We start from the raw sequence: 23,004 nt of genomic DNA, 5'->3' as shown, positions 1-23,004 counted from the left end.
CTCTCGTACAGTTGGTGTGTGGTAACTCAACTATAACCGATGAGGCCGTATCCTTCATCCTTTTTCTTTCTCTGTCCAATATCTATTGTAGTCCTACAAGAAAACACGGTCAGAGAAAAAGACCTCCCTTGACTTTGCCCCTTTAAAGCAGTAAAATAAACAAAATGGAAAAAAACCATGATTCTCCCAGGGCATGCCGCCGTGGGAGAGAGGGGGACGCCTGAATATGACAATTACAGATTTTCTGGAGCGCAACGCCCGGCTGTACCGGGATGAGACGGCGCTGGTGGAGATCAACCCGTCGGAGGAGCGGGATCGGGCCGCCACATGGCGGGAGTACAGCCTGATTGAGCGCAGCCGCCCCGACGAGCCCTACCGCCGGGAGATGACCTGGGGCCAGTTTGACAAGAAGGCCAACCGCTTCGCCAACCTGCTGCTGAGCCGGGGGCTGAAGCGGGGAACCAAGGTGGGAATCCTGCTGATGAACTGCCTGGAGTGGCTGCCCATCTACTTCGGCATCCTGAAGGCGGGCTGTCTGGCGGTGCCGCTGAACTTCCGTTACTCCTCCGACGAGATCCAGTACTGCCTGGACCTGGCGGATGTGGAGGCCCTGGTGTTCGGCCCGGAGTTCATTGGCCGCCTGGAGCCCATTCTCCCCGCCCTGGGCCGGGTGCGGCAGTGGTTCTATGTGGGCAACAGGACCCCGTCCTTTGCGGAGAGCTACCGGGAGCTGGTGATGTACTGCACCTTTGAAAATCCCCCTGTGCACCTGGAGCTCAGCGACTTGGCGGCCATCTACTTCTCCTCCGGCACCACCGGCTTTCCCAAAGCCATTTTACATAATCACAAGGCCCTGCTGTCGGCCTGCCTTACCGAGCAGCACCACCATGGGCAGACCCACGAGGACGTGTTCCTGTGTATCCCGCCCCTGTACCACACCGGCGCCAAGATGCACTGGTTCGGCTCCCTGGCCACGGGCGGCAAGGCGGTGCTGCTGCGGGGGGTGTCGCCCCAGTGGATTCTGCGGACGGTGACAGAGGAGAAGTGCACCATTGTCTGGCTGCTGGTGCCCTGGGCCCAGGACATCCTGGACGCCATCGACCGGGGCCAGGTGAATCTGGACGACTACCTGCTGGACCAGTGGCGGCTGATGCACATCGGCGCCCAGCCGGTGCCACCCAGCCTGATCCACCGGTGGAAGAAGGTGTTCCCCCACCACCTGTACGACACCAACTACGGCCTGAGCGAGTCCATCGGCCCGGGCTGCGTCCACCTGGGGGTGGAGAACATCGGCAAGGTGGGCGCCATCGGCAAGCCGGGCTATCTCTGGCAGGCCAAGGTGGTGGACGAGCAGGGGAACGAGGTGCCCCAGGGACAGGTGGGCGAGCTTATCGTCTGCGGCCCCGGCGTCATGCAGTGCTACTACAAGAACCCGGAGGCCACCGCTGAGGTGCTCAAGGGGGACTGGCTGTATACCGGCGACATGGCCGAGGTGGACGCCGACGGCTTCATCTACCTGGTGGACCGGAAAAAGGACGTGGTCATCTCCGGCGGCGAGAACCTGTATCCCGTGCAGATTGAGGACTTCCTCCGCCGCTTTGAGAAGATCAAGGACGTGGCGGTCATCGGCCTGCCGGATACCCGCCTGGGCGAGATTGCCGCCGCCATTGTGGAGGTTAAGGAGGGGATGACCTGTACGGAGGAGGAGATCCGCATCTTCTGTCAGGAGCTGCCCCGCTACAAGCGGCCCCGCAGGATTATCTTTGACAAGATCCCCCGCAATCCCACCGGTAAGATCGAAAAGCCGGCACTGCGGGAGAAATACTGCCACGGCCGCCTTGTGGAGGCCCAGACGACCAACTGAGCCGCCGCCGGCTCCAGGAATACCCTGGAGAAAGAAGGGAAACACGTTGACTTCATCGACAAAACGTGATAAAGTAGATCCGTTCAATCTTAGCGGGAACGGAACCAGGTAGAGGCCGTTTCGCCGGAATTCTTCGTCCTCTGCAGGGATTGCAGAGGACGTTTTTTCTATTCCGGGCCTCTGAAAAGGAGAGATGCACCATGAAAACCCTGATGCTCGGCAACGAAGCGGTAGCCCGGGGCCTCTATGAGGCGGGCTGCGCCGTTGTCTCCAGCTATCCCGGCACCCCCAGCACCGAGATCACCGAAGCCGCGGCCAAATACCCTGAGATCTACGCCGAGTGGGCGCCCAATGAGAAGGTGGCCATGGAGACCGCCTTCGGCGCCAGCCTGGCGGGGAAGCGGTCCTTCTGCGGCATGAAGCACGTTGGCCTCAACGTGGCAGCCGATCCCCTGTTCACCATCGCCTACACCGGCGTCAACGCCGGCATGATCATCGGCGTGGCCGACGACGCGGGGATGCACTCCTCCCAGAACGAGCAGGACTCCCGCCACTACGCCAAGGCGGCCAAGCTGCCCATGCTGGAGCCCGCCGATTCCGCCGAGGCCCTGGCCTTTGCCAGGCTGGCCTATGAGCTGTCCGAGCGGTTTGACACGCCGGTGCTGCTGAAGATGTGCACCCGGGTGTCCCACTCCCAGAGCGTGGTGGAGACGGGGGAGCGGGAGGAGCCCGCCCCGGTGCCCTATGAGAAGAAGGCCGCCAAGTACATCATGATGCCGGGCAACGCCAAGCAGCGCCACCCCGTGGTGGAGCAGCGGACCCAGGACCTGATCGCCTACGCCGAGACCACCCCCCTCAACCGGGTGGAGGAGGGCGCTGACCGCAGAATCGGCATCATCACCTCTTCCACCAGCTACCAGTATGTGAAGGAGGTCTGCGGGGACCGGTTCCCGGTGCTCAAGCTGGGCATGATCTGGCCTCTGCCTGAGCAGAAGATCCGGGACTTTGCCGCCACGGTGGACCTGCTGACCGTGGTGGAGGAGCTGGACGGCTTTATTGAGGAGCACTGCCGCAATCTGGGGCTGGCCCTGGCGGGGAAGGATTACTTCCCGCCCATCGGAGAGCTGAGCCAGAACCTGGTGGCCGAGAAGCTGGGCGTGGTGCCCGACGCGGGCAAGGCCCTGGATGAGCACATCCCGCCCCGCCCTCCGGTCATGTGCGCCGGATGCCCCCACCGGGGACTGTTCTATGTGCTCCACAAGCTGAAGCTCACGGTGTTGGGCGACATCGGCTGCTACACCCTGGGCGCCGTGCCCCCTCTGGCGGCCATTGACTCCACCATCTGCATGGGCGCGTCCGTGTCCGGTCTCCACGGCTTCCTGAAAGCCAGCGGGGGAGAGATGGACGGCAGGACCGTGGCGGTCATCGGCGACTCCACCTTCATGCACTCGGGCATCACCGGCCTGGTGAACATCGCCTACAACGAGTCCAACGCCACCGTCATCATCCTGGACAACTCCATCACCGGCATGACCGGCCACCAGCAGAACCCCACCACCGGCTTCAACCTGAAGGGGGACCCCTGCACCAAGATTGACCTGGAGTCCCTGTGCCGTGCGGTGGGCATCCGCCGGGTGCGGGTGGTGGACCCCTACGACCTGAGAGAGTGCGAGGAGGCCATCAGGGAGGAGCTGGCCGCCCCAGAGGCGTCGGTGGTCATCTCCCGCCGCCCCTGCGCCCTGCTCAAATATGTCAAGCACAAGCCGCCCCTGACGGTGGATGCCGCCAAATGCGTGGGCTGCAAGGCCTGCATGAAGATTGGCTGCCCCGCCATCTCGGTGCGGGACGGCAAGGCCGGGGTGGACGCCACCCTGTGCGTGGGCTGCGGCGTGTGCCAGCAGCTGTGCAAGTTCGACGCGCTCCAGGCGCCCCGGGAGGTGTGAGTGATGCAGACGAAAAACATTATGATTGTGGGTGTGGGCGGCCAGGGCACCCTGCTGGCCAGCAAGCTGCTGGGCCGTCTGCTGCTGGACCAGGGCTATGACGTGAAGGTCTCCGAGGTCCACGGCATGAGCCAGCGGGGCGGCAGCGTGGTCACCTACGTGCGCTACGGCGACAAGGTCTATTCCCCCGTCATCGACAAGGGTGAGGCCGACTTCATCGTGTCCTTTGAGCTGCTGGAGGCCGCACGGTGGATGGAGTTCCTCCGGCCCGACGGGCGGATTATCACCAACACCCAGCAAATCAACCCCATGCCGGTGATCACCGGCGCGGCGGAGTATCCCCGGGACCTGGTGGAAAAGATGACCGCCGCCGGGGCCAAGGTGGACGCCATGGATGCCCTGGCCCTGGCCGAGCAGGCGGGGAGCAGCAGGGCGGTGAACCTGGTGCTTATGGGCCGGCTGAGCCAGTACTTTGACCTGCCGGAGGAGGCCTGGCAGCAGGCCATCACCCGGAGCGTGCCGGAGAAATTCCTGGAGATGAACCGGATGGCCTTCCATCTGGGCAGAAATTCCTGAGGGACGGGGGCAGAGAGCCATGGAACGCTACTATCAGAAAGAGATTGAGTGCGCCAGCCGGGAGCAGATCCGGGCCTGGCAGGATGAGCGCCTGGTGAAGCAGGTGCACAACGTGTGGGACAACGTGCCCTACTACCGGAAGAAGATGGAGGAGAAGGGGCTGACCCCGGCGGATATCAAGGGCGTGGACGACCTGCACAAGCTGCCCTTTGTCACCAAGGCCGACCTGCGGGAGGCCTATCCCTACGGCCTGGTGGCCCGGCCTCTGAAGGACTGCGTGCGCATCCAGTCCACCTCGGGCACCACCGGCAAGCGGGTGGTGGCCTTCTACACCCAGCACGACATCGACCTGTGGGAGGACTGCTGCGCCAGGGCCATTGTGGCCGCCGGCGGCACCAACGAGGACGTGTGCCAGGTGTCCTACGGCTACGGCCTGTTCACCGGCGGCCCCGGACTCAACGGCGGCAGCCACAAGGTGGGCTGCCTGACCATCCCCACCTCCTCGGGCAACACCGAGCGGCAGATCATGTTCATCCGGGACCTGAACGCCACCATTCTCTGCTGCACCCCCTCCTACGCCGCCTACCTGGGCGAGAGCATGAAGGAGATGGGCCTCACCCCCGACCAGATCCCCCTGAAGGCGGGCATCTTCGGCGCCGAGGCCTGGAGCGAGGAGATGCGCCAGGACATTCAGAAGACACTGGGCATCAAGGCCTACGACATCTACGGCCTCACCGAGCTGTCCGGCCCCGGCGTGGCCTTTGAGTGCTCCGCCCAGAGCGGCATGCACATCAACGAGGACCACTTCATCGCCGAGATCATCGACCCGGACACCGGGGAGGTGCTCCCCGAGGGGAGCAAGGGCGAGCTGGTATTCACCTCCATTACCAAGGAGGCCTTCCCCCTTTTGCGCTACCGCACCCGGGACATCTGCGTGCTCCACCGCGGGGACTGCCCCTGCGGCCGCACCCACGTGAAGATGAGCAAGCCCATGGGCCGCAGCGACGACATGCTCATTGTCAAGGGCGTCAACGTGTTCCCGTCCCAGATTGAGACGGTGCTCCTGGGCCAGAGCTTTGCGCCCAACTACCAGATCATTGTGGACCGGGTCAACAATACCGACACCATGGAGGTGCTGGTGGAGATGACCCCGGAGATGTTCTCCGACCAGCTCAGCCAGGTGGCCGAGAAGGAGAAGCAGGTAGTGGCCGCCCTGAAGGCCATGCTGGGCATCTATGCCAAGGTCCGCCTGGTGGCCCCCAAGTCCATCCAGCGCAGCGAGGGCAAGGCGGTCCGGGTCATCGACAAGCGGAAGATTTAAGAGAGGAGCTGGCGCATCATGACCATCCAACAGATTTCCGTGTTCCTGGAGAACCGGGCGGGACAGCTCTCGGAGATTACCGCCATCCTGGCCGGCGAGGGCATCAATATGCGGGCCCTCCATATTGCCGAGACCGCCGACTACGGCGTACTGCGCATGATTGTGGACAGGCCCCAGCGGGCGGCCTCCCTGCTGCTGGAGCACGGGCTCATCCTGTCCATGACCCCGGTACTGGCGGTGGTGGTGCCCGACGAGCCGGGCGCCCTGGGGAAGATCCTCGCCCTGCTGGCCAGGGAGAACATCGACGTGGAGTATGTCTACTCCGTGTTCGGCCAGGTTCAGGGCCAGGCCTGCATGATCTTCCGGGTGGCCGACCTGGACCGTCTGGCCGCACTGCTGAAGGACAACGGCATGCCGCCCGCTCTCCACGGGGAGCTGGGCATCCAAGACGAACAGAAATGAGGGAACCGCTATGCAGCCCATGAGCAACAAGACCCAGTACTTTACCGACTCTGTCATCCGCCGGATGACCCGCATCGCCATCGCCAACGACGCCATCAACCTGGCCCAGGGCTTCCCCGATTTCGACCCGCCCAAGGCCCTGCTGGACCGTCTGGCCGAGGTGTCCTACGCCGGCCCCCACCAGTACCCCATCACCATGGGCGCACCCAACTTCCGCCGGGCCCTGGCAGGAAAGTGCAAGCGGTTTATGGGCCGGGACATCGACCCGGAGACCGAGGTGGTGGTGACCATCGGCTCCACCGAGGCCATGGTGGACTCCATCTTCGCCCTCACCAATCCCGGCGACAAGGTGGTGCTGTTCTCCCCCTATTTTGAGAACTACCACGCCCAGGTCCTCTTTGCCGACTGCGAGCCCATCTATGTGCCCCTGGTGCCGCCCCAGTTCCACTTTGACCCCAACGTGCTGGAGGATGCCTTCAGGCAGCACCCCAAGGCCATCATCATCTGCAACCCCTCCAACCCCAGCGGCAAGGTGTTCACCGAGGATGAGCTGAAGCTCATCGCTGAGCTGTGCGTCAAGTACGATGTGTACGCCATCATGGACGAGGTGTATGAGCACATTGTCTACGCCCCCCACAAGCACCTGTACATGTGCAACATGCCCGGCATGTGGGAGCGGACCATCTCCTGCTCCTCCCTGTCCAAGACCTACTCCATCACCGGCTGGCGCATCGGCTACGCCATCGCCCCTCAGCCCATTATGGACAAAATCAAGCAGTACCACGACTTCAACACCGTGGGTGCGCCATCCCCGCTGATGGAGGCGGCCGTTGTGGGCCTGGAGATGCCCGACAGCTACTATGAGGAGTTCTCCGCCCACTACGCCCACATGAAGGAGCTGTTCACAAGCGGCCTGCGGAACATCGGCATCCCCTTCACCGACCCCCAGGGCACCTATTTTGTCCTGGCCGACATCGGCCCCTACCTGAAGAAGGGCCAGACCGACGTGGAATTCTGCGAGGAGATGGCCCGGAAGGTGGGCGTGGCCGCCGTGCCCGGCACCTCCTTCTTCATGGAGGATGTGCGCAACATTGTCCGCCTCCACTTCGCCAAGAAGGACGAGACCCTCAACGAGGCCCTGGACCGGCTGAGCCATATCAGGGAGAAGATGGGCTGAGCGGCCAGTGAAAACGGGGACGTGGGAGCGCGAGGAGGCAGCCGCCCGCCCCGGATGAAATCGAATGCGCCGGAAGCCTTGCGCGGCAAGGCCTCCGGCGAGCGAAGCGAGGACTTTTCTGTCGCACAGGGGCGGAAAAGTAACCGCATTTTTAAAGGCTGTCGAAAAAGCCCAGGGACTTTTTCGACAGCCTGAGGCGCGGAGCATTGCTCCGCGCCTTTTGCGCTGTAAGAATAAAAACGGATCACGCATCGCTGTCCGCTTCACCCGCAGGGCGGAGGGGAGAGACGTCGTGCTCCAGGCAGATGGCCGGGCCTTCCGGGGTGAGAGCCTGAAACTCCCCCTGAATCCGCTGGCCGATCTGGAGGGCACTTTCCCGGGAGGCGCCCAGCACCATGAGCAGGAACTGGCAGCTGCTGTACTGGGTGAATACGTCTCCCGCCCGCACGGAGCGCTGGATGACCTGGCCCAGTATTTCCATATAGTGTCTTCGATTCTCCAGAGGGATGAAGTCGCCGTTTTTATCGGTGAGCGTCAGGAGAATGATATAAGCGCTGGAGCCGCTGCGGCGCAGCCCACGCTCCACGAAACGAAAGATATGGCGAAAGCTGTTGTAATCCTGGCAGTAAGCCCCGGGGGCCATGGATTCCTCGGTCAGGTCCTCACAGATGCGCTTCATATCAATACAGATGCCTTTGGCATTTCCAGAAAAAGCGGTCATAAGAGTACCATCCAGTCATATGTATTTCATAATAAATATTTCGTTTTTATATAATATCACTAGAAACAATGAAATACAAGAGCACACGGAAAGAAAGAAGATAGAAGAAAAAAGCGGAAGGCACAGCCTTCCGCTTTTTGACGCAAACCATCAATCTGCCAGATCCAGATACTTTTTCACCAGCTCCTGAAGCAGCTCGTCCCGGTCAAGACGGCGAATCAACGCACGGGCGTTGTTGTAATTGGTGATGTAAGTGGGGTCTTCAGAGAGAATATAACCCACAATCTGGTTGATGGGGTTGTAGCCCTTCTCCTGAAGAGAATTGTAGACAGACATGAGAGTATCCTTAATCTCCTGGCCCTTGTCATAGTTGAGACTAAATTTTCTTGTATAGTCTATCTCCATAATCGGGTACACCTCCCAAGGCTGTGAACAGCCTGTAACTATTTTCTATTTTACCTGAAATCCCTTGAGGTGTAAAGGGGGGGACCGGAAAATTAATAAAAGATTTAATCCTTGCCGGCGGACGGGAAGGCAGACACAGGGCGGCTTCGGGACGGCCCGTCCCTGGCGCTTCCGCGCCGGAGGCAGTCAGCGCAGAACGGCGCCCAGCTCGGACTCCAGGAGGGCCAGCACGCTTTTCACATCTTCGTCGGCCTCGGAGGCGGTGAGGGAGCGGTCGTCGGCCCGGAGGACCAGGTTGAAGGCCACACTCTTCTTGCCGGCGGGGATGGGGGCGCCGGTGTAGATGTCGAAGAGCTCCACTTCCTTCAGCAGGCCCCTGGCGCCCCGGAAGATGCAGTCCTCCAGCTGGGCCACGGTGACGGCGGCGTCGCAGACCACGGCGATGTCGCGGGTCACGCTGGGGAAACGGGGGAGGGGCTCATACCGGGCCTCGGGCGCCCGCTGGGCCAGCATGTCGGCAAAGTGGAGCTGGGCGGCGAACACATCGCAGTCCATGCCGTAGTTCTGGGCGGTGAGGGGGTGGAGCTGGCCGAACACGCCCAGCATCACGCCGTTGGCCCGCACCTCGGCGCAGCGGCCGGGGTGGAAGGCACCGATGTCGCTGCGGGCCTCAAAGGTCACGCTCTTTATGTTCATGGCCGCCAGAATGGCCTCCACCGCGCCCTTGAAGGTGAAGAAGTCCATGCCGCCGCCGTAGGCGCCCAGGGACAGCATCTGCCGCTCGTCGGCCAGGTCCTGGCCTTCCACGGGGGTGTAGACGGTGGCCAGCTCGTACAGCTTGGCGCTCTTGTTGCGGTAGCTGAAGTTGCGGGCCAGGGTCTCCAGCATGGAGGGGAGGGCGGTGGTGCGCATGACGCTGGTGTCCTCGCCCAGGGGGTTGAGGATGGTCACGGACTTGCGCTTGGGGGAGTCGGCGGGAAGCCGGATTTTGTCGTAGTAGGAGGGGGAGATGAAGGAGTAGGTGATGATCTCGCTGAAGCCGAAGCCGCGGCACAGGGTGCCCAGCTTTCGCTCGGCCTTCTGCTTATCCGTATAGCCGCCCTGGGTGGTCTCGCCCTTCATCAGGGTGACGGGAATCTTGTCGTAGCCGTGGAGCCGGGCCACCTCCTCGGCAATGTCGGAGTAGTGCTCCACGTCGCTGCGCCAGGAGGGGACGATGATGGTGTCGCCGTCCAGGGTGAAGTCCAGCCGCTTGAGCATGGCGCGCATCTCTTCCTCGGAGATATCGGTGCCCAGCAGGCCGTTGATTTTCTCCGGCTCCAGCTTGACGGTGCGGGGGTTCTGGTCGGCGGCGATGACGTCGATGACGCCGTCAATGACCTCGCCGCAGCCCAACAGCTCCACCAGCTCGCAGGCCCGCTGGACGCCCTTGTAGGTGTTCATGGGGTCCAGGCCCTTCTCGTACCGGGCGGAGGCGTCGGTGCGCATGCCCAGGGCGGTAGCGGTGCGGCGTATGGACACGCCGTTGAAGTTGGCGGACTCAAAGACCACCATGGCGGTGTCGCCCACGATCTCGGAGTTGGCGCCGCCCATAACGCCGGCCACGCCCACAGGCTTGTGCTCGTCGCAGATGCACAGCATGGAGGTGGTCAGCTTGCGGTCGTTGCCGTCCAGGGTCTGGATGACCTCGCCCTCCCGGGCGGTGCGGACCACGATCCTGCCGCCGTCCACGCAGGAGAAGTCAAAGGCGTGCATGGGCTGGCCGTACTCCAGCATGACGTAGTTGGTGATGTCCACGATGTTGTTGATGGGGCGCACACCGGAGGCGCGCAGCCGCTCTCTCATCCACAGGGGGGAGGGGGCGATCTTCACGTTGCGCACCATGCGGGCGGTGTACCGGGGGCACAGCGCCGGGTCCTCAATCTCCACGTCCAGCAGCTCGGCAATGCTGGTGCCGTCGGTGCCCTTGACCTCGGGGGTGTGGAGGGTGAGGGGCCTGTCGAAGGTGGCGGCGGTCTCACGGGCCAGGCCGATGACGCTCAGACAGTCGGGCCGGTTGGGGGTGATCTCAAACTCCACGATGTGGTCGTTCAGACCCAGCAGAGTGGGGATGTCGTCGCCGGGCTGGGGGTTTTTGGCGGCCAGATCGGGGTCGCTCTGGAGGATGAAGATGCCGTCCACAACGCTGTAAGGCCAATCGTGGTCGGTCATGCCCAACTCCTTGTAGGAGCACAGCATGCCGTTGGAGGCCTCGCCCCGCAGCTTGCCGGCGGTGATATGCACGCCGCCGGGGAGCCAGGAGTCGTCCTTGGCCACGGGCACCAGATCGCCAACGGACATGTTCTGAGCGCCGGTGACAATCTGGACGGTCTCGCCGCCCACGTCCACCTGGCAGATCCACATGTGGTCGGAGTTGGGGTGGCGCTCCATGGACAATACCTTACCCACCACCACGTTCTTAATCTCCTGGCCCTCCACGGTGACGCCCTCCACCTTGGAGCCGGAGAGGGTCATGGCGTCGCAGTACTCCTTGTCGCCGGCGGGCACGTCCACGAACTCCGCCAGCCATTTTCTCGAAAGATCCATTCTCTGTTCTCGTCCTTTCCGTCCGCCCGGGGACCGGGGGACGCGGTATAGTTTAAAGGTATGGCTCAGAACTGGCTGAGGAAGCGCATGTCGTTCTCAAAGATAAGCCGCAGGTCGGTGATGGAGAAGCGGCGCATGGCCATCCGCTCCACGCCGATGCCGAAGGCAAAGCCGGAGTACACGTCGGTGTCGATGCCGCAGCCCTCCAGCACCTTGGGGTGGACCATGCCGGCGCCCAGCAGCTCAATCCAGCCCTCGCCCTTGCACACCCGGCAGCCTTTGCCGCCGCAGGCGTGGCACTGGACGTCCACCTCGCAGGAGGGCTCGGTGAAGGGGAAGTGGTGGGGGCGGAAGCGGGTCTTGGTACCCTTGCCATAGAGAGCCTCCACAAAGGCGTTGAGAGTGCCCTTCAGGTCGGCCATGGTGATGCCCTTGTCGATAACCAGACCCTCCACCTGGTGGAACATAGGGGAGTGGGTGGCGTCCACCTCGTCCTTACGGTACACGCGGCCGGGGGCGATGATGCGGATGGGGGGCTTCTGCTGCTCCATAACCCGCACCTGCATGGGGGAGGTCTGGGTCCGCAGCAGCAGGGAGGAGTCCTCCTTGATGTAGAAGGTGTCGCCCCACTCCCGGGCGGGGTGGCCCTCCTCTGTGTTCAGCTTGGTGAAGTTATAGTCGGCCAGCTCAATTTCGGGGCCCTCGGCCACCTGGAAGCCCATGCCGATGAAGATCTCCTTCAGCTCGTCCAGGGCGATGGACATGGGGTGCTTGTGGCCCAGCTCAGGCCGCTTGCCGGGGATGGTCACGTCCAGCTTCTCATCCTCCAGCCGCTGGTTGAGCGCGGCCTCCTCAATGGCCTTCTGCCGCTGGACGAGGGCCTCGGTGAGGGCCTCCCGCACCTCGTTGGCCAGCTGCCCCATGACGGGCCGCTCCTCGGCGGACAGGGAGCCCATCATCTTCAGAACGGCGGTGAGCTCGCCCTTTTTGCCCAGGTACTTGACCCGCAGGCCGTCCAGCTCCTGGGCGTCCTTGGCCCCGGCCAGGGCCGCCAGGGCCTCGGCGCGGATCTGTTCCAGTTTTTCCTTCATAGCTGCAACTCCTTTTTCTGGCCGGGCGGCAAGCCGCCCGCCCGCACTTAACAAGACAGGCGCCCGTGTCTGCGCAACAAACTTCATGCGCCAAGAGCACACTACGGAAACAGGCAAAGGCCAGCGGCGCATGGAGTTTATGCGCATATGGGCCGTTCCGGCCCATGCGCTTTGATTCCATGGCCGTGCCGCCGGAGGCGGCACAGGGCCTTTTTTGCTATGCTTTTGCATAGCAAAAAAGCCTTTCCTCCCAATTGCTTGGGACGAAAGGCAAACCTTCCGCGGTACCACCCGCATTCGCGCGCAGACGCGCACGCACTTGACGCCGCTGTAACGGATGGCAGTCCGTCCGCGTCTTTCCCCGCGGCCGCTCCCAGGCGAACCAAGCGCGTGCCTCGCAGGCGGCTTTCAGCCGGTGACCGCCATTCTCTGCTCCGAAGCTTCCGCGCTATTTTCCTGTTCCTCGCGTTTTATTCCCGCACAATATATCACATTGCCGGGAAAATTGCAAGATGAAATTGCGCCTGGCGCCGCTGTTTTGAGGCGATTGGGCAAAGTCCTGCCGGGACGATTGACGGAACGGGGCGAGTGCCCTATAATAGCGCTGTTGAAGGGGCCGGACAGGGCTTCGTCACAAGAGCGCGTCCTCCGGCAGGCCGGAGGAGCAGGGATAGAGAAAAGAGGAGCGTGATCCGCGATGAATATTGCTACAGCGGCGCAGATGCGGGAGATGGACCGGACAGCCATTGAGGAGCGGGGGATACCCTCGGTACAGCTGATGGAGGCCGCGGCCTGCGCCGTGGCCCGTGCGGTCAGCGACCTGGCGGGGGGCAGGACAGACGGCCGGGCGGTGCTGTTCTGCGGCCCGGGCAATAACGGCGGCGACGGCGTGGCCGCCGCCCGCTTCCTGCTGGAGATGGGCTGGGAGGTGCGCTGCGTCCTGGTGGGCAAGCGGGAGAAGATGAGCCCCGACTGCCGGGAGATGGAGCGCCGCCTGGAGCAGTCCGGCGGAAAGTTGGAGGACTTTACAGATTCTGATTCCCAGTTTGCAGCCTGGAGCCTGGAGGCCGACGTGATGGTGGACGCCCTCTTCGGCATCGGCCTGAATACCGACCTGCGGGGAGACGCGGTGACGGCGGTGCAGATGATGAACACCTGCGGCGTGCCGGTGGTGGCGGTGGACATCGCCAGCGGCGTGGAGGCCGACACGGGCCGGGTGCTGGGCACGGCGGTCAACGCTGCAAAGACAATTACCTTTACACTGCCTAAGGCCGGGCACTTTGTGGGCAAGGGCGGCCTGTGCTGCGGGACGCTGGAGGTGGTGGACATCGGTATCCCCGCCGATCTGGTCCAGCGGGAGTCCTACCCGGTGACCAGCGTGGACCGGAGCAGGGTGTCCCTGCCCGTCCGGCCCCGGGACGCCCACAAGGGCGACTTCGGCCGGGTGTACATCCTGGGCGGCAGCGTGGGACTGTCGGGCGCGCCGGTGCTGGCGGCTCAGGCGGCGGTGCGCACCGGCGCGGGCCTGGTGACGGTGGGGGTGCCCGCCCCCATCTGGCCCGTGGCGGCCGCCAAGCTGGACGAGGCCATGCCCCATCCGCTGCCCGCCGGCAAAGACGGCAGGCTGGAGCTGGGGGCCACCATTCCGCTGCTGGAAAAGCTCAACGGCCAGGGGGTGTGCCTGCTGGGCCCCGGCCTGGGGAACTCCAATACGGTGGGGGCGGTGGTGCGCAGCGTCCTGACCGAGACCAGCCTGCCCGTGGTGCTGGATGCCGACGGAATAAATGCGCTGGCGGGGCATATGGATGTACTGGATGACCGGGGCGCCTGCACCATTCTCACCCCTCACGACGGGGAGTTTGCCCGGCTGACGGGCGCCCTCCCCGGGGAGGACCGGCTGGCTGCGGCCCGGGACTTTGCGGTGGCCCACAGCTGCTGCCTGGTGCTGAAGGGGCACCGGACCATCACCGCCTTCCCCGACGGGACGGCCTACATCAACACCACCGGCAACCCGGGCATGGCCAAGGGAGGCAGCGGAGATGTGCTCTCCGGCATCCTGGTGTCCCTGCTGGGCCAGGGCTTCACGCCCCGGGAGGCGGTGCCCCTGGCGGTATGGATTCATGGCCGGGCGGGGGACCTGTGCGCCCAGGCCATGGGGGAGTACAGCATGACCCCCACGGATATCATCCGCATGCTGCCCCGGGTGATGCGGGAGCTGACAAAGTAATCGGACAGGGAGGAGAGGCTTGTGCGCCGGAGGGCAATCGGTGCACAGATGATAATCCTGGTCCTTGTGCTGCTGGCCGGCTGCGGCCGGGACAGCGGCAGAGGGCAGGGCGCGGAGGAGCTGGCGCTGGAGATTCGCACGGAGTACATCGGCATGACCGCCCTGTCCGCCGGACTGGAGGTCACGGCGGACTACGGTGAGCGGGTCTATACCTACGGCATGGCCCTGGCCTGGGACCAGGAGGCGGGGACCACCCTCACCCTGACTGCCCCCGAGGAGGTGGCAGGCATCACCGTAAGGGTGGGGGAGGAGGACACCGCCCTGGAGTACGACGGCGTCCGGCTGGAGACCGGGCCCCTGTCGGAGGAGGGGCTCTCGCCGGTGGACGCGGTGCCCGCCCTGCTCAGGCAGGTACGGGAGGGCTTTATTGCCGCATGCTGCGTCGAGCAGCTGGGAGAACAGGATGCCCTGCGGGTGTGCTACCGGGCGCCGGAGGCCCAGCCGGGCACCGGCGCCGAGACCACCGTCTGGTTTGACACCGCCACCCACGCCCTGCTCCGGGGAGAGATGGCGGTGGACGGCTTTACAGTCCTCCAGTGTGTGTTTTCAGATTTCCAGATGGCCTAGAGAAAGTGGAAGGAGGGCTGCCCCCGCAGGGGCAGCCCTCCTGTCTGCATATGGGATTGCGTCCGGCGGGGCTTACTCGCCCTGGCCGTCGTCCTTGCGCTCGCCGCTGAAGTCGATGACGTTGTCCTCCACGGCGCTTTCGGCGGCCTCTGCGGCAGCAGCAGCCTCGGCGGCGGCCTTTTCTTCGGCCTCCTTGGCGTCCAGCTCGTCCAGCTTGCGGCGCAGCTCCTCGCGTCCGGCGGCGTCCAGGCTCTCCAGATACTCCTGACGGGCCTTCTCGCGGCGCTCAGCCGCCACCTGCTCGCCCTTGCGGCGCAGCTCCTCGCTGGCGGCCTTGCCCTTCTCCAGGGTCTCGGCCCCCTTCTCGGCGCACACCTTGCCTACCTCCACGGCCTTTTCGGTCAGGATGGCAACGGCGCCCACACCTGCCATGGCGATATTGGCCAGGTCCTTACCCAGATCTTCTAACATATAAAATTCCTCCTCAAAACAGAAATGTTGGTCGGGTTTGGATTTGTTTTACTGTCCATATTATAACGGCAGCGGCTTGATTTATCATTGCTAAATTATGAACGGCAGATTAATCTTTCCTTTATAACAGGTTAATGCTATAATGATAGGGACTTTTGGCACACCAATAAAGAAGGTTGACACATGGAACGTTTGCAGACAAGAACCTGGCGGGAGATCTCTCTTGCCAATCTGGAACATAATTACCGGGCTCTGCGGGCCCTGCTGCCACAGGGGTGCCGCTTCCTGGGGGTGGTGAAGGCCAACGCCTACGGCAACGGCGCGGTGCCTGTGGCCAGGCGGCTGGAGGAGCTGGGGGCGGAGTACCTGGCGGTGGCCTGCGTGGATGAGGCGGCCGAGCTGCGGGCTGCGGGCGTCAGGACGCCCATCCTGGTGCTGGGCGACACGCCCAGCGCGTGCGCCGCCGACCTGCTGCGGCTGGACCTGACCCAGACCGTACCCGACCTGGAGACCGCACGGGCCCTCTCGGCGGCGGCGGTGGCGGCGGGAAAGACCATGAAGGTCCACATGAAGGCGGACACCGGCATGTCCCGGCTGGGCTTCCTCTGCGACGAGGCCCACATGGACGCGTCGGTGGAGGAGCTGGCCATTGCCAGCCGCCTGCCCGGGCTGGAGGCGGAGGGGATTTTCACCCACTTCTCCGACTCTGACGGCAATGAGGCGTATACCATGCTCCAGTTCAGCCGGTTCCTGGCGGTGCTGGACCGGCTGGCGGAGCGGGGCGTTACATTCCCCATCCGCCATTGCGCCAACAGCGGCGCTGTGCTGCACTACCCCTGCACCTATCTGGACATGGTCCGGCCGGGCATCGCCCTCTACGGCCACTATCCCGCCCCTGACTGCGAGGGGCTGGACGGCCCCGGCCTGCGCCCGGTGATGGAGCTCAAGAGCCGCATTGCGGCGGTCCGGGCCCTGCCTGCCGGCACCTGCGTCAGCTACGGCCGCACCTGCACCCTTCAGCGGGACAGCCTGCTGGCGGTGGTGCCCGTCGGCTACGCCGACGGCCTGCCCCGCCTGTGCTCCAACGGACTGGAGATGCTGGTCCGGGGACAGCGGGCTCCGGTGGTGGGCCGGGTGTGCATGGACATGTGCATGGTGGACGTGACCGATATCCCCGGCGTCCGGCCCGGCGACGTGGCCACCGTCTACGGCAGCGACGGCGGCGAGACCGTCACCGTGGAGGCCGCGGCGGAACGGGCGGGAACCATACAGTATGAGCTGCTCTGCGCTGTCTCCGAGCGGGTGCCCCGGGTGTATGTGGAGTAAGCCGCGCCCGGCGCTTTGTAGCCCGGCCTTAGATGTCTGAGGCCCGCGCCTGCGCGCTTCTTGTCACGCTCCGGCGGCTGCGCGACGGCATCTAAGCCCCTCCGACTGCGCAAGCCGGCCTGCGGCCCCTGGGGGGGCCTTCGGTCCGTTTGCTCTGCTCCGGGTCTTAGCTGCCTGCTTCGCACGCCTGTGCGCTTCTTGTCACGCTCCGGCGGCTGCGCAACGCCCGGCTTCCCTCCGGCGCGGGCTTGAAACAGAGCCGCGATGCGGCTCTTCGGTTTCGCGCCCTTGCTCCGCGCGTCCTCGCAAGCTCCGCATCGCTCACTTTGCCTCATGCGGCAAAGCTCGTTCGCTCCGCTGCTCGTCCTTTCCCCGGAAAAGCACTTCGTGCTTCCCCGGGGGCCCCGTCCAGCTGCCTGCGCCGCACGCCTGCGCGCTTCGTGTCACGCTCCGGCGGCTGCGCGACGCCCGGCTTCCCTCCGGCGCGGGCTTGAAACAGAGCCGTAATGCGGCTCTTCGGTTTCGCGCCCTTGCTCCGGTCCATCCGGGCTGCTTCGCACGCCTGCGCGCTTCGCGCATAAACTGGATCGGGGGAGAACCGTCCGGATGGACGGGGGAGGGGTGCGGAACACGCGCTTTTTTCGCCGCCCGTGTATAAATCCCGCCGCCCCGTGGGAGAATCATAGTACTGAGTGTCGGGTCCTCAGAGGGATGTGACGCCGGTGACTATCAGACCGCGGAGTGTGAGCTTTTGTGGATAACAGCGTAAAACGAGGAGATATTTTTTATGCCGACCTGAGTCCCGTGGTGGGCAGTGAGCAGGGGGGCGTCCGTCCGGTCCTGATCGTGCAGAACGACACCGGAAACCGGCACAGCCCCACCGTGATTGCCGCGGCCATCACCTCTCAGACAGGGAAGGCCCGGCTCCCCACCCACATTGATATCTCAGCCAGAAGCTATGGGCTTCCCAGGGATTCCGTGGTGCTGCTGGAGCAGATCCGCACCCTGGACAAGAAGCGGCTGAGAGAGCACATGGGCAGGCTGGATGAGGAACAGATGCAGCGGGTGGACAGCGCCATTGCGGTGAGCTTTGGGCTGCATCCCCAGCAGATGGTCTAAGTGCAGCCGGCCGGAGAGAGAAAGCGCGCGGGCCGCCTCCGGCCCACAGAAGCCGGTGCGGCCCGCGCGGCAGAAACCATGATACATAGGAGGACGCCATGAAGAAGCACACCCTTCTCACCAAAGTAATGGCCGGCGGCCTGGTGACCGTGACCCTGCTGGGCGTGGCCTTTGCCGCCGGGCAGCAGGGCACCCAGTCCGACCCCCTGGTGACCCTGAGCTATCTGACCCAAAAGGCCACCCCTGAGATTATGAACCAGGTGGAGACCAAGCTGACCGAGCGGGAAGCCGCCCTGAAGAAGGAGCTGGACCAGGCCATCCAGGACTACACCAAGGCCGTGGAGGACAAGCTGGCCCAGGCCGGCGGCGGCAGCGGGCAGCCGGCGGCCTTTGCGGTGGTGGACGTGGCCGCCGGGCAGAAGCTGACGGCGGGCGTGGGCTGCGAGATCATGCTCCGGGTGGGCAGCGCGGTGTGCTTCACCGACACGGCCCCCGGTTTGATCGACATGACCGACGGCGGTACGCTGGAGAACGGGCAGGCCCTGGTGAAGAACCACCTGTACATGGCCACCATCGAGGGCCGCGGCTTTACCGCCCAGAACGCGGTGAAGGTGCTGGTTCGGGGCAGCTATACCGTAAGCTGAAAGAGAAAACAGACCGGCAGCGGGCGCGGAGGAGAGCGCCCGCTGCCGGCCTCTTTTTGGGGGCGAAGTCTGCTCAGTCCTCCGGCCCGGTTGGCGCGCGGGCGACAAGGACCACGGTATTTTTCCTCCGCCAGACCTCCTCGGCGGAGCGGAAACCAGCCTCCAGCAGCATCTCCTTCTGGTGGGGGACGGCGCAGGGAGTGTCGAAATGGTATTCCAGTCCGGGGTCCAGGTGCTGCTCCTCCTGGAGCCTGCGGTACTGGGCGAAGAGAAGGGCCTCCTGGGCAAACGGGTTCTGGTACTCATGCTCAGAGAGCATATAGTCGCACTCCACATAGACCCCGCCGGGTTTCAGGGCCCGGCAGATTCTGCGGTAGAGCGCCGTTTTGACAGCGGGGGCATAGTGGTGGAGGGACATGACGGAGAGGGCGGCGTCGTAACGGCCGGAGCCGAAGTCATAGTCCAGATAGCTGGCCTGGTGCAGCTCCAGACGCCTGCCCGGGTATTTCTCCCGCAGGACGGCGAGCATATCGCCGCAGATGTCCAAGCCGGTCACCCGCACGTCCGGAAAGCGCCGGAACACAGCCTCCAGCTCCAGCCCGGTCCCCACCCCCAGGTCCAGAAGGCGGCAGGTGCCCTCCGGGAGCCAGCGGGCGGGCACCTGCTTGCTCTCCGGGCCGCCGTCAATGGTGGCCGGGTGAACAGTGTCGTAAATGCTGCAGCGGCGGCTGAAAAACGCGGACATCTCCTCCAGCGCGTCATAGCTCATCTTGACTCCCTCCGTTCCAGGTGCACGACTCTGGTGGCCACGGCGTCCAGGAAGCTGCGGTCGTGCTCCACCAGCAGCATGGTGGGGCGGTACTCCAGAATGAGCTGCTCCAGCTGCATCCGGGAGAACAGGTCGACATAGTTGAGAGGCTCGTCCCAGACGTAGAGGTGGGCGCTCTGGCACAGACTGCGGGCCAGCAGTACCTTTTTCTTCTGCCCGGCGCTGTAACCGGCCATGTCCTTTTCAAACTGGGATCTGGAGAAGTCCAGCTTCCGCAGGATGGTCTTGAACAGGGTCTCGTCGATGCCGCTCTCTGCGGCGAAGCTGGTCAGGTCTCCCCGGAGGAAGGACGGGTCCTGGGGCGCCACGGACACCACCAGCCCGGAGGCCAGGGACAGCGTCCCGGTGTGGGGAAGCTCCTCGCCGCACACCAGCCGGAGCAGACTGGACTTGCCCGTGCCGTTGCGGCCGGTCAGGGCCAGCCGTTCCCCCTGCATGAGGGAGAAGGACACCGGGGCGCACACCGGCCCCAGACCGTAGTCGGCGGCCAGATGGTCCGCCTCCACCAGGCGCTGTTTGGGGTGGGAGAGGGGATGGAGCTTCAGCGGCGGCGCCTACTCGATGTTTTTCAGCAGGGCGCTCTTCTCCTCGGCGGCCTCCCGGCGGCGGTTCTCTGCCGCCTTGGCGCGCTTCATCACCTTGGCCGCCCGGTGGCCCACAAAACCCCGGTCAGCACAGCCGGTACCGAATTTGGCGGACTCCGCCTTGTCCGACCAGGCGGAGGCCCGGCGGGCGGCGGCGTCCAGACGGGCGATGTCCCGGCGGAGCTTTTCATTTTCCGAGCGCTCCCACTGGTCCCGGCGCTGCTTGTTCTCCCACCAGGAGGAGAAGTTCCCCTGCTGAAGGTCGAAATTCTGCTTGTTGATGGAGAGGATATGGTCCACGCAGCCGTCCAGAAAGGCCCGGTCGTGGGAGACCAGGATAAAGCCCTGCTTCCGGCCCAGGTAGCGGCTCACCACCTGCCTGCCCTCCAGGTCCAGGTGGTTGGTGGGCTCATCCAGCAGCAGGAACCGGTTGGGACGCAGGAAGAGGACGGCCAGCAGCAGCTTGGTCTGCTCTCCGTTGGAGAGGGAGGAGAAGGGGCGGAAGAGAATCTCCGGGTCCATCTCCAGTGCGGAGAGCTCCCGGTAGAGCTCCCAGCTCTCGGTCTCGGGCAGCAGTTCCTCCGCCGCCTCCATGGCGTCCCGCTCCGGGCGGGGCACGGGAAAGGGGAAGTAGTCAAAGGTCACAGAGGCGGAGATGGCGCCGGCGTATTCATATTTGCCCATCAGCAGCCGGAGCAGGGTGGTCTTACCCCGCCCGTTGCGTCCCACCAGCCCAAGCCTCCAGCGCGTGTCCAGCTGGAGGGAGGCGTGGTCAAACACGTTGTCCCAGCTGCCGTCGTAGGCAAAGGTCAGATCGGTAATCTGAATCAGAGACATATACGTCACCTCACAGAAAATAAACTCCATGCGCCGGGAGCGCGCCGTGAAAGCAGGCAAGGGTCTGCGGCGCATGAAGTCTATGCGCATATGGGCCGTCCCGGCCCATGCGCTGTGATTTTATGGCCGTGCCGCTGAAAGCGGCACATGGCCGGGTTTGCCATGCCGTTGCATAACAAAAATGGACGCAGGAGAAAACCCCTGCGTCCATACCGTGCGGTGACGGTAGGAAAACAGGGAAGACACAGCAAGATTTCCTCCTGCCCGGCCCACAGCAAAACAGAGCAGGCGAAAACCTGCCCGGCTGTGCATTCCGGAAAAACAGAAGGTTACTTGCGCATCTTCCCAGCTCCAATCGTAATCAAGATAAGTACAGTATAGCGAAAGCCCGGCGGATTGTCAACCCCGGACAATCCGCCGGGCAATATCATACATCTTCCCGGTGCTTCCTGTCCCGGCGCCGGGCGCGCCGCCGGTTCCGGCGCTGAACCCGCTCCGACATGGCCCGGCGGCCGGCCTCGGAGAGCTGGGAGAGGGCTGTGGACAGGGTGGAGGAGGACATCCCCCGGTAGACGTAGCGCAGGTGACGGGTCTGGCGCTCCGCCTTGCGCAGCAGCTCAATGTACCGTCTGCCCAGCGCGGCCAGATCGGCCTCCGTGCCGTCCAGGGCGGTGTCGATACGATCGGACAGGCTCTCCCGGGCGCCATCCAGGCGGCCGCTGATGGATTCCTTTGCCTCGTCCAGCTTATCGGAGATAGACTCCTTCGCACCGTCCAGTTTGCCGCTGATGGCCTCTCTGGCCTCGTCCAGCCGGTCGGATAGCTCCGCACGGCTCAGGGCCAGCTGGACCTGCAGTTCCTCGCCCATCCGGGTCAGCTTCCGCAGCATGGCGGTGAGCAGGGCCAGCTCGCGGATGGTGGCGGCCGCGTCGGCCAGTAGGAGCACCAGCAACACACCGATGGCCACGTGGATGGTGAAGGCGGGCAGCCTCTCTATCAGCCCGGCCACCACAGGGTGAATCCAGAAGATGACCAGGTAGGCCAGCACGCCCCAGGTCAGGGAGATGGAGAGGCAGATCCGGCCGTGCAGGTTGAATCTTCTGTTGCTGTAATCCCAGTATTTGATGTGGGTGGTGGTCTCCAGCAGCCAGCCTACCAGGTACTCCCACGCGGACATGCATACGGTGGCCACCACGTAGAAGAGGAGGGGACGGCCGGTAAAGGGAGTAAACCAGCACAGCATCATCAATACGCCCACGCCGTAGATGGGACAGACGGGGCCGTAGAGAAACCCCCGGGCCACGAACCGCCGCTCACGGACGGAGCAGTAGACGGTCTCCAGGATCCAGCCCAGGAAAGCGTAGATGACAAAATAGAGGAAGAGCAGCGAGAGGGGAAAGCCGAATATCACAGGCTCTGACATCATTTATGAATCCTTTTCTTTGGCCTCTGCCGCGTCCGCCTCTCTGAGCAGCACGCCCAGAATTCCGTTATAGACCTGCTCGGGATGGGAGCGGAAGCCCTCGGCCAGCCGTTCGGCCTGGTCCTCGGAGGGGGAGAGCAGCTCCACGGTCAGCAGGTTGCCCGCGCCGTCGTCCAGAGAGAGGCGGAGGGTACAGGTGCCGTCCTCCTCCCGGGGGAGAATCTGGGCCCGGACCTGCGCGTCCCGCCGCAGTTCGGCGTTGAGCTCCACCAGCCTGCGGGAGCATTTGCTCTTCACGGAGTAGGGAAGACTGCTCTCACAGACCATACCGTTCTTCTTGCCCTTTTCGGTGATCACGTAGCGGCCGTCCTCGGTCAGCTCCAGATGGCCGCTCTCCACCAGCTCCGCCACAGCTTCGGCGAAGTCAAAGTAATCCACGCCCTCGTCGATGAGGGTCAGATCTGTCAGGGTGGAGAAGTCCAGAGGAGCGGCGGCCCGGGACATAATATAGAGCACCAGAAATTTGATTTCCAGCTTGTCATGAATAAACCCATATCGGGCCATGGCACTCACTCCCCTTGCAGACTGAACGGATGGCACGGCATACTTTATCATTATACCCTGAAAAATCGGACAGGACAAGAGAAATTTCCCGGACGGCCTGGTAGAGGTTGTAGGTTTGTCAAACAAATTGGACGGCGAATTCGCAAGGAGAAAGCCAGCCAAGCGGCCTCATAGGGAAGTTGTTAGAACGGCGGTTGTGGGCAGCGA

The 23,004-nt window shown here is 63.9% G+C and carries 19 protein-coding genes and 1 pseudogene; 11 read left to right on the top strand and 9 right to left on the bottom strand.

Features of this window, described 5'->3' with window-relative positions:
• Window positions 1–226 precede the first annotated feature (226 nt).
• The 6 genes from QZY67_RS08175 to QZY67_RS08150 all read left to right on the top strand — a co-directional run bounded on the left by QZY67_RS08175 (window position 227) and on the right by QZY67_RS08150 (window position 7,343).
• Window positions 227–1,864, top strand: coding sequence for a class I adenylate-forming enzyme family protein (locus QZY67_RS08175; protein ID WP_191435931.1), 1,638 nt, complete (start codon window positions 227–229; stop codon window positions 1,862–1,864).
• A gap of 200 nt (window positions 1,865–2,064) precedes the next feature.
• Window positions 2,065–3,807: an indolepyruvate ferredoxin oxidoreductase subunit alpha gene (gene iorA, locus QZY67_RS08170; protein ID WP_191435933.1), complete on the top strand. Its 1,743-nt coding sequence runs from the start codon at window positions 2,065–2,067 to the stop codon at window positions 3,805–3,807.
• A gap of 3 nt (window positions 3,808–3,810) precedes the next feature.
• A complete protein-coding gene (locus QZY67_RS08165; RefSeq protein WP_191435935.1) occupies window positions 3,811–4,383 on the top strand; it encodes an indolepyruvate oxidoreductase subunit beta in 573 nt (190 codons plus the stop codon).
• Window positions 4,384–4,402: 19 nt separating this feature from the next.
• The gene (locus QZY67_RS08160) at window positions 4,403–5,704 is read left to right on the top strand and encodes a phenylacetate--CoA ligase (protein WP_295369655.1); all 1,302 of its coding nucleotides are present in this window, start codon (window positions 4,403–4,405) and stop codon (window positions 5,702–5,704) included.
• Between the two features lie 18 nt (window positions 5,705–5,722).
• Window positions 5,723–6,166 carry an ACT domain-containing protein gene (locus QZY67_RS08155; protein WP_294535051.1) on the top strand — a complete coding sequence of 148 codons (444 nt, stop codon included), beginning with the start codon at window positions 5,723–5,725 and terminating at the stop codon, window positions 6,164–6,166.
• Between the two features lie 10 nt (window positions 6,167–6,176).
• Window positions 6,177–7,343 (top strand): aminotransferase class I/II-fold pyridoxal phosphate-dependent enzyme, encoded by a 1,167-nt coding sequence (locus tag QZY67_RS08150; protein ID WP_295369654.1) that lies wholly within the window; start codon window positions 6,177–6,179, stop codon window positions 7,341–7,343.
• A 244-nt stretch (window positions 7,344–7,587) separates the two neighbouring features.
• Here the strand turns inward: QZY67_RS08150 and QZY67_RS08145 are convergent, their stop codons facing one another.
• From QZY67_RS08145 to pheS, 4 genes are all read right to left on the bottom strand, one after another.
• Complete coding sequence (locus QZY67_RS08145; protein ID WP_295369653.1) at window positions 7,588–8,022, bottom strand: hypothetical protein; 435 nt, start codon at window positions 8,020–8,022, stop codon at window positions 7,588–7,590.
• A gap of 192 nt (window positions 8,023–8,214) precedes the next feature.
• Entirely contained in the window at window positions 8,215–8,469 is a 255-nt protein-coding gene (locus tag QZY67_RS08140; protein ID WP_294535043.1) for an IreB family regulatory phosphoprotein, read from the bottom strand.
• A gap of 186 nt (window positions 8,470–8,655) precedes the next feature.
• A complete protein-coding gene (gene pheT / locus QZY67_RS08135) occupies window positions 8,656–11,055 on the bottom strand; it encodes a phenylalanine--tRNA ligase subunit beta (protein WP_295369652.1) in 2,400 nt (799 codons plus the stop codon).
• A gap of 65 nt (window positions 11,056–11,120) precedes the next feature.
• A complete protein-coding gene (gene pheS, locus QZY67_RS08130) occupies window positions 11,121–12,146 on the bottom strand; it encodes a phenylalanine--tRNA ligase subunit alpha (protein WP_295369651.1) in 1,026 nt (341 codons plus the stop codon).
• A gap of 697 nt (window positions 12,147–12,843) precedes the next feature.
• Between pheS and QZY67_RS08125 the strand changes: the two genes are divergently transcribed.
• A complete protein-coding gene (locus QZY67_RS08125; RefSeq protein WP_295369650.1) occupies window positions 12,844–14,373 on the top strand; it encodes an NAD(P)H-hydrate dehydratase in 1,530 nt (509 codons plus the stop codon).
• A gap of 48 nt (window positions 14,374–14,421) precedes the next feature.
• Complete coding sequence (locus QZY67_RS08120) at window positions 14,422–15,000, top strand: hypothetical protein (RefSeq protein ID WP_295369649.1); 579 nt, start codon at window positions 14,422–14,424, stop codon at window positions 14,998–15,000.
• A 72-nt stretch (window positions 15,001–15,072) separates the two neighbouring features.
• Here QZY67_RS08120 and QZY67_RS08115 read toward each other — a convergent pair whose 3' ends face one another.
• A complete protein-coding gene (locus QZY67_RS08115) occupies window positions 15,073–15,471 on the bottom strand; it encodes a hypothetical protein (RefSeq protein WP_294535030.1) in 399 nt (132 codons plus the stop codon).
• Between the two features lie 183 nt (window positions 15,472–15,654).
• Here QZY67_RS08115 and alr point away from each other — a divergent pair, with 183 nt between their 5' ends.
• The 3 genes from alr (at window position 15,655) to QZY67_RS08100 (ending at window position 18,560) form a co-directional block, all read left to right on the top strand.
• Complete coding sequence (gene alr, locus QZY67_RS08110) at window positions 15,655–16,797, top strand: alanine racemase (protein WP_294535028.1); 1,143 nt, start codon at window positions 15,655–15,657, stop codon at window positions 16,795–16,797.
• A gap of 753 nt (window positions 16,798–17,550) precedes the next feature.
• Window positions 17,551–17,916 carry a type II toxin-antitoxin system PemK/MazF family toxin gene (locus tag QZY67_RS08105; RefSeq protein WP_295369648.1) on the top strand — a complete coding sequence of 122 codons (366 nt, stop codon included), beginning with the start codon at window positions 17,551–17,553 and terminating at the stop codon, window positions 17,914–17,916.
• A 98-nt stretch (window positions 17,917–18,014) separates the two neighbouring features.
• Complete coding sequence (locus QZY67_RS08100; protein WP_294535022.1) at window positions 18,015–18,560, top strand: hypothetical protein; 546 nt, start codon at window positions 18,015–18,017, stop codon at window positions 18,558–18,560.
• Window positions 18,561–18,633: 73 nt separating this feature from the next.
• On the opposite strand, the gene QZY67_RS08095 is transcribed toward QZY67_RS08100, so the two are convergent.
• The 4 genes and pseudogenes from QZY67_RS08095 to QZY67_RS08080 form a co-directional block, all read right to left on the bottom strand.
• Window positions 18,634–19,329: a class I SAM-dependent methyltransferase gene (locus QZY67_RS08095; protein ID WP_295369647.1), complete on the bottom strand. Its 696-nt coding sequence runs from the start codon at window positions 19,327–19,329 to the stop codon at window positions 18,634–18,636.
• A pseudogene (gene abc-f, locus QZY67_RS08090) lies at window positions 19,326–20,810 on the bottom strand (ribosomal protection-like ABC-F family protein). Before abc-f ends, QZY67_RS08095 begins: the two are co-directional and overlap by 4 nt.
• Before the next feature lie 427 nt (window positions 20,811–21,237).
• Window positions 21,238–22,236 (bottom strand): hypothetical protein, encoded by a 999-nt coding sequence (locus QZY67_RS08085; RefSeq protein WP_295369645.1) that lies wholly within the window; start codon window positions 22,234–22,236, stop codon window positions 21,238–21,240.
• Window positions 22,237–22,797, bottom strand: coding sequence for a DUF4364 family protein (locus QZY67_RS08080; protein WP_295369644.1), 561 nt, complete (start codon window positions 22,795–22,797; stop codon window positions 22,237–22,239).
• Window positions 22,798–23,004: the final 207 nt, after the last annotated feature.

The sequence above is a fragment of the uncultured Pseudoflavonifractor sp. genome (genome assembly GCA_904419835.1).
GTDB lineage: Bacteria > Bacillota > Clostridia > Oscillospirales > Oscillospiraceae > Pseudoflavonifractor.
This window is presented reverse-complemented; position numbering and strand designations above follow the sequence as displayed.

Excerpts from the sequence above, each read along its gene's own strand:
- QZY67_RS08165 (WP_191435935.1), top strand. The coding sequence starts at position 3,811 with ATGCAGACGAAAAACATTATGATTGTGGGTGTGGGCGGCCAGGGCACC.
- QZY67_RS08175 (WP_191435931.1), top strand. The coding sequence starts at position 227 with ATGACAATTACAGATTTTCTGGAGCGCAACGCCCGGCTGTACCGGGAT.
- pheS (WP_295369651.1), bottom strand. The coding sequence starts at position 12,146 with ATGAAGGAAAAACTGGAACAGATCCGCGCCGAGGCCCTGGCGGCCCTG.
- QZY67_RS08080 (WP_295369644.1), bottom strand. The coding sequence starts at position 22,797 with ATGGCCCGATATGGGTTTATTCATGACAAGCTGGAAATCAAATTTCTG.
- QZY67_RS08125 (WP_295369650.1), top strand. The coding sequence starts at position 12,844 with ATGAATATTGCTACAGCGGCGCAGATGCGGGAGATGGACCGGACAGCC.
- alr (WP_294535028.1), top strand. The coding sequence starts at position 15,655 with ATGGAACGTTTGCAGACAAGAACCTGGCGGGAGATCTCTCTTGCCAAT.
- QZY67_RS08120 (WP_295369649.1), top strand. The coding sequence starts at position 14,422 with ATGATAATCCTGGTCCTTGTGCTGCTGGCCGGCTGCGGCCGGGACAGC.
- QZY67_RS08160 (WP_295369655.1), top strand. The coding sequence starts at position 4,403 with ATGGAACGCTACTATCAGAAAGAGATTGAGTGCGCCAGCCGGGAGCAG.
- QZY67_RS08145 (WP_295369653.1), bottom strand. The coding sequence starts at position 8,022 with ATGAAGCGCATCTGTGAGGACCTGACCGAGGAATCCATGGCCCCCGGG.
- pheT (WP_295369652.1), bottom strand. The coding sequence starts at position 11,055 with ATGGATCTTTCGAGAAAATGGCTGGCGGAGTTCGTGGACGTGCCCGCC.
- QZY67_RS08155 (WP_294535051.1), top strand. The coding sequence starts at position 5,723 with ATGACCATCCAACAGATTTCCGTGTTCCTGGAGAACCGGGCGGGACAG.
- QZY67_RS08115 (WP_294535030.1), bottom strand. The coding sequence starts at position 15,471 with ATGTTAGAAGATCTGGGTAAGGACCTGGCCAATATCGCCATGGCAGGT.
- iorA (WP_191435933.1), top strand. The coding sequence starts at position 2,065 with ATGAAAACCCTGATGCTCGGCAACGAAGCGGTAGCCCGGGGCCTCTAT.
- QZY67_RS08150 (WP_295369654.1), top strand. The coding sequence starts at position 6,177 with ATGCAGCCCATGAGCAACAAGACCCAGTACTTTACCGACTCTGTCATC.
- QZY67_RS08085 (WP_295369645.1), bottom strand. The coding sequence starts at position 22,236 with ATGATGTCAGAGCCTGTGATATTCGGCTTTCCCCTCTCGCTGCTCTTC.
- QZY67_RS08095 (WP_295369647.1), bottom strand. The coding sequence starts at position 19,329 with ATGAGCTATGACGCGCTGGAGGAGATGTCCGCGTTTTTCAGCCGCCGC.
- QZY67_RS08100 (WP_294535022.1), top strand. The coding sequence starts at position 18,015 with ATGAAGAAGCACACCCTTCTCACCAAAGTAATGGCCGGCGGCCTGGTG.
- QZY67_RS08140 (WP_294535043.1), bottom strand. The coding sequence starts at position 8,469 with ATGGAGATAGACTATACAAGAAAATTTAGTCTCAACTATGACAAGGGC.